Annotated in this window: 5 protein-coding genes; 3 read left to right on the top strand and 2 right to left on the bottom strand. The window is 49.7% G+C overall.

Annotated features, from left to right (window positions below; all coding sequences use genetic code 11):
- Positions 1 to 112: 112 nt before the first annotated feature.
- Positions 113 to 469 (bottom strand): DUF1830 domain-containing protein, encoded by a 357-nt coding sequence (locus tag IQ260_RS26730; protein WP_193996128.1) that lies wholly within the window; start codon positions 467 to 469, stop codon positions 113 to 115.
- 592 nt (positions 470 to 1,061) lie between these two features.
- Here IQ260_RS26730 and IQ260_RS26725 point away from each other — a divergent pair.
- From IQ260_RS26725 to IQ260_RS26715, 3 genes are all read left to right on the top strand, one after another.
- Positions 1,062 to 2,645, top strand: coding sequence for a photosystem II high light acclimation radical SAM protein (locus IQ260_RS26725; RefSeq protein WP_193996127.1), 1,584 nt, complete (start codon positions 1,062 to 1,064; stop codon positions 2,643 to 2,645).
- Between the two features lie 74 nt (positions 2,646 to 2,719).
- Positions 2,720 to 3,091: a hypothetical protein gene (locus IQ260_RS26720; RefSeq protein ID WP_193996126.1), complete on the top strand. Its 372-nt coding sequence runs from the start codon at positions 2,720 to 2,722 to the stop codon at positions 3,089 to 3,091.
- A 326-nt stretch (positions 3,092 to 3,417) separates the two neighbouring features.
- Positions 3,418 to 5,262: a peptide ABC transporter substrate-binding protein gene (locus IQ260_RS26715; protein WP_228016465.1), complete on the top strand. Its 1,845-nt coding sequence runs from the start codon at positions 3,418 to 3,420 to the stop codon at positions 5,260 to 5,262.
- Here IQ260_RS26715 and IQ260_RS26710 read toward each other — a convergent pair whose 3' ends face one another.
- A complete protein-coding gene (locus tag IQ260_RS26710) occupies positions 5,263 to 5,751 on the bottom strand; it encodes a hypothetical protein (RefSeq protein ID WP_193996124.1) in 489 nt (162 codons plus the stop codon).
- Positions 5,752 to 5,796: the final 45 nt, after the last annotated feature.

Raw genomic sequence — 5,796 nt, 5'->3', positions numbered from 1 at the left:
CAACAGCCCCCGACCTTCAGAAGCCCAAGGACTGTGTAAGCCATACCACAGAGACGGGACGTTGGACCAGCCTGGTCATCCACCTTCAAACTCAACCTCTAACCCTTGACCTCTAACCAGATACTGACTGCATGGCAGGCAAACTTGAGGGCACATCATCTGCCGCCAAATCCAGAGCCGGACCAATAATCGCCTCCACCACCTCATCGTCCGTCTGATCGATCACCAGACGAGCACAGGGGATTGTATCTTCCAAAATAGAACTTGCCATTGAGCCAGAATGTATTTCCAACTGCCCTTTAGCATTGGTTTCAAACATCAATCGTTGCCCTGGAAAAACAACTCGTTCGAAGTACCAATTAGAAATATTTGTAATCCTAGCTACCTGAATTTTACTAGAGCGATTTACATAGCAACACAGGACTGAGTTTGTGTCATCAGACGGAATGGGATCAAGTATTTGTGTCATGGGAAAAGAAAGGAGCGCATAGGTCTGCCAGCGAGAGTAAACATCATAGCATTCGCCGATCCCCGACAACTGTAAAAGCTGCTACCAATGAGGCTTTCAGAAAAAATCAGCCTAGATAAAATACAACCAGCCACAGCAATTTTTTGGCATAGCGCATATATTACTACAGCCAAATAATAAAGTTTTTCTTCTAAATATTTACGTTTTAAACGCTTATTCAAATAGACCCATCAACTGGAGTTTTTTTTTTAGGATAAGCTCAAAAAAAATCTGTTTCTGTACCAAAATGAAACACCGATTAACACCTTAAAAAATTAAGAAATATCGCTAATAGTTCAGATAAGCTGACATATGAACTGACACAATGGATACCAAAAAGATTATTGATATATCCAGTTCGTAGGGCAATATTCATCTGATTTTTTTAATCATCTGCCATGAGCACCGGACGTTTAATCGGTTTCTTTGCAGTGATTCATCCGACACCAGGATGAAATCCTAAATAAGCAATGCTATCGTAAAGATATGTGAAAAAACTGAAAATTCGTTTCACTTTTTTACGGCAGCTATTTTTCAACAAGCCAGTGCAGCCATGGTTAATCGAGTACTTTATGTCCGACTCCCATGTAATCCTATTTTTCCCATTGGAGTTGTTTACTTAGCGGACCACCTCCACAAGGTTTTTCCCGATATAGAGCAGCGCATCTTTGATCTCGGAACGGTTCCTCCCCTGGACTTTGGTTCAGCCCTAGACCGCTGCATTGATCAATTTCAACCCAATCTACTGGTCTTCTCCTGGCGCGATATCCAAATTTATGCACCTGTCGGCGGTCGCGGCGGCAACCCCTTGCAAAATGCCTTTGAGTTTAACTATGCCCGCAACCCGCTCATAAAGATGCGTGGAGCCATGGGGGGCCTGCGTATGATTACAACCTACGTAAATGAGCTTTGGCAAAATACAGGGCTAATCAAACGAGGCCTAAAGCGAGCCAAACGTTACTGCTCTGACGTGAAACTAGTGGTCGGTGGCGGTGCTGTCAGCGTTTTTTATGAGCAAGTGGCCTCATGGATGCCCAAGGGCACCATTGTCTCCGTGGGCGAAGGAGAAGTGCTACTGGAAAAATTAATTCGTCAAGAATCCATCGCTAGTGAGCGGTGCTACGTTGTCGGCGAAACCGAGCCTCGCGATCGCATGATTCATGAGTGGCCCACCACTGTGGAAAAAAGTGCTTGCGACTATAGCTATATCGAAAATATCTGGCCCGAGTTTGATTACTACCTACAGGAAAACGACTTTTACATTGGGGTTCAAACTAAGCGGGGCTGTCCCCACAACTGCTGCTACTGCGTTTACACCGTTGTAGAAGGCAAACAGGTGCGCATCAACCCCGCCGATGAGGTAGTTAAGGAAATGCGGCAGCTCTACGAGCGCGGCATTCGTAATTTCTGGTTTACCGATGCCCAGTTTATTCCGGCTCGTCGTTTTATTGACGATGCCGTTGAACTCCTACAAAAGATTGTGGACTCGGGCATGGAGGATATCCACTGGGCCGCCTATATTCGAGCAGACAATCTCACCCCCGAGCTGTGTGACCTGATGGTCAAAACCGGGATGAACTACTTTGAGATTGGTATCACCAGCGGGTCCCAGGAGCTGATTCGCAAAATGCGTATGGGGTATAACCTCCGCACCGTGCTGCAAAACTGCCGCGATCTCAAAGCCGCCGGGTTTAACGATTTGGTCTCAGTGAACTATTCCTTTAACGTCATTGACGAGCGGCCCGAAACCATCCGCCAAACCCTGGCCTATCACCGTGCCCTCGAAGCTATCTTTGGTCGCGATAAAGTAGAACCCGCCATTTTCTTTATTGGTCTGCAGCCCCACACGCACCTGGAAACCTACGCCATTGAAAACAACATTCTCAAAGAGGACTACAACCCCTTAGCAATTTATTTGCCCTGGGTTGCTAACAAACTGCTATGGAATCCAGAACCCCTCGGTTCATTTTTTGGAGAGGTCTGTCTACAAGCCTTTCGACAAAATCCCAACGATTTTGGCCGCACCGTCATGGATATTTTGGAAGACCGTCTGGGGTTAGCCCCTTTGGAAGAAGCGCTCACGGCCCCTGTAAAATCAGCACAATCGCCCAAAAAAGCGGAACTTTTGGTTCTCTAGCCCTGTTAGTGAAACAATCCAAGTAATTCATTAAGCAAATGTTAGGATCACTAGGCAGGAATTGACGGAACGCCATGGTAGACAAACCGATTCTAAAGAAAGATCGTCCCCCCGAAGCAGAGGGGGAGAACAAGCCTTCATCTAACAAGCCTTCATTTGATAAGGACAAGCCGAGGAGCAAGGGTGGTGGTAAAGGTAAAGGCAAGGGCAAAGGCCGCCGAGACAAGGACGACCGGGAGAAAAAGCCACCGGTTAATCCGGCCTTAATGCGAGGCCCCAAGCCTAGCAAGAAGGTTGAGCCCGAGCCTGAACCTGAAGTCAGTGAAGAGGCAACTCCTGACGCATCAGCTGATGAGGTGACTCCTGAAGCAAGTACCGAAGCTGATGCAGCTGATGCAGCTGATGCTGAGGTCAGTGCTGAAGCCACGGACCCCACGGCTGAATAAGTTGGGCAATTAATTTTTCCAAAAAGCACTCGCTGGCAGTCTAGCGAGTGCTTTTTTACGGGCTCTTTCAGGTTTAAAAAAACAAAAAAATCCCCAGCGGAATCCGCCGGGGAGGACATCAGGGTGCATCTACCAATTAGGTCTTCTAAGAAATGAACATAGGTCAGGAGAAAATTTAGAACATTGGTCCATTAACTTTCAGCCCCCCCAACTTAGGGACAGCAAAGGCTACTATCAGACAGACAAGATTACAGCTTAAGATCAACATGGTTTTTTCCTGGCTCACATCCTGGCTGCAACACTCTCCACTGCACCTAAGGATAACTATGGTGGCATTGTCATTGGCCATGGTTGGCTGCCAGCAACCTACACCGTCGGCAACCGACTCCCCCCACAGTGACTCGTTTGAGGAAGATATTGCCACGCCTGAAGTCCTCAAGCTGGTTTATAGTCGGGCTCCAGTGACCCTAAATCCCCATTTAGCCACTGGATTTCAAGATTTTGAAGCAGCTCGCATTGTTTACGAACCATTGGCGAGTTATGGGCCTGATGGTGAGCTGATCCCGATTTTGGTGGATGAGCTCCCGTCTCTGGAAAATGGCGATGTCAGCGAAGATGGGCTATCGGTTACTTGGCGACTACAGGAAACACTGCGCTGGTCGGATGGTGAACCTTTGACGGCGGCGGATGTCGCCTTTACTTATAAATTTATTGCCAATCCTGCCGTTGCGGCGGTCACGGCTCAGTACTACCGAGATATTAAGTCAGTGGAAGCCGTGGATGACCACACGGTCAAAATTACCTTTAAGCAGCCAACAGTCAGCTGGCAAAAACCCTTTACGGGGTTAAATGGCTTGATTTTGCCGGAGCATTTATTCAAAGACTTTAATAATCGCAAAGCTCGTGAAGCACCGACCAATTTTCAGCCTGTGGGCACTGGTCCCTATCGCTACTTAACGGAGGCCAACGGTCGCTTACTGTTCACCCCCAACGAACTGTATCGACAACCGGTCAACCACTTTAAACGCGTCGAAATCCTGGGGAATGTCCCTCCCTATGTAGCCGCTCGGGATGTGCTCCGGGAGGGAACGGCTGACTTTGCCCACAATATTCAGCTAGAGTCAGCTGCTTTAGTCGATTTGGTGCAAACGGGCGACGCGGGTGCCCTCAGGCTCACCTTTGGTAGCCAGGTGGAGCGCATTATGTTGAATTTTGCCGATCCGGATCAGGAAACGGAGGCCGAAGAACGGGCGAGTAAGGAGTTTCCCCACCCTATTTTGAAGGATTTGCGGGTCCGCCAGGCCATTGACTATGGCATTGACCGTCAGGCCATTGTGGAGCAGCTCTATGGGGATTTGGGTAAGCCCACTTCCCAGCTGTTAGTGGCCCCCAATCCGTCTGCGGAACAGTCGATTTCCTTTAAACATGATGTGGAGACGGCCAAGGCCCTGCTGGATGAGGCGGGTTGGGTGGACAGTGATGGGGATGGTATTCGCGATCGCAACGACGTCCCGCTACAGCTAGTCTTTCAAACCTCCATTGGCACCATTCGCCAAGCGACCCAGACCCTGGTGCAAGAGCAGCTAGCCGAAATCGGGATTGATATCCTAGTCGAACGGGTGCGCGCCGAAGACTTTTTCTCCGCCGACCCAGAGCAAACCAACAGTATCAACCACTTCTATGCCGATATGCAGGAATACGCCATCGGCAATGACATTCCCGACCCAATCGTTTACATGGGCTGGTGGACCTGCGACAACATCGCCGCCCTGGAAAATAATTGGCAAAAACCCAACAATGCTCGCTACTGCAATGCGGACTATGACGAACTGTGGGAAGCCGCTCGCAAAGAACGGGACCCAGCCAAGCGTAGCGATCTATTTCGTCAGATGGACCGCAAACTCGCCAATGATGTAGCTGTGCTGCCCATTGTGCACCGAGCCTTGTCTAATGCCGTTAGCGATCGCATCACCGGCTACACCTTTACCCCCTGGGATGCCAGCACCTGGGATATTGCCAACTGGCGGCCTGTAGAGGCAGAACCTGCAGAACCTGCAGAAACGGAGGCAGAGGCAGAACCTGTGGAGACGGAAACAGAGCCCGTAGAAATAGAAACAGAGGAAGAGACACCGACAGACGTTTCAGAAGACGCACCAGAAGATCCCAACTAGTTAACCGTCACTCTCCGGTTGAGAGGATGTAGAGGGAGCAGCCTCTGCTTGATTGACCCGCTTCTCAAGCTGCTCTAGCCGTTCGCGATAGGATTGCACCGAGTCGTCTAAGGTTTCTAGCTGCTCCGTCGAAGTCTCCCGCAACGTTCGTAGCTGTCTTTGTTGACGCTGCAGCTCCTCCGTCATCTCTTCAAGCTGCTCCTGTATGGCTGCTTCAGCGTCAGCAGCCTGGTCTGACTCACGCCGGAGGATTTGCTCTTGAACCAACAAATTATAGGCAAACCACCCCGCCGTACCGATAGTCACCAAAATCGCAATGACCAATCCGACGATCAGAGTCTGGATGAGGCCCCAGGTTTTAGTCATTTGCTGCCGCAGGTCCTCAATCTGGCGCTGATGCGTTTGCTGCTGCTCTTGCAAAGTTACCAGCAGGCTATTGGGCTGTGAGGGATTGGGCAAGTCAGATTTAGAAGGGGGTGGGGTGCTCATAACATCGATGGAAACAGCGGCAAGCCAGCCTAGAGGAGCCTAGAG

Origin of the sequence: Leptolyngbya cf. ectocarpi LEGE 11479 (assembly GCF_015207065.1) — a bacterium.
GTDB classification, from domain to species: Bacteria; Cyanobacteriota; Cyanobacteriia; order Phormidesmidales; family Phormidesmidaceae; genus Leptothoe; species Leptothoe ectocarpi.
This window is presented reverse-complemented; position numbering and strand designations above follow the sequence as displayed.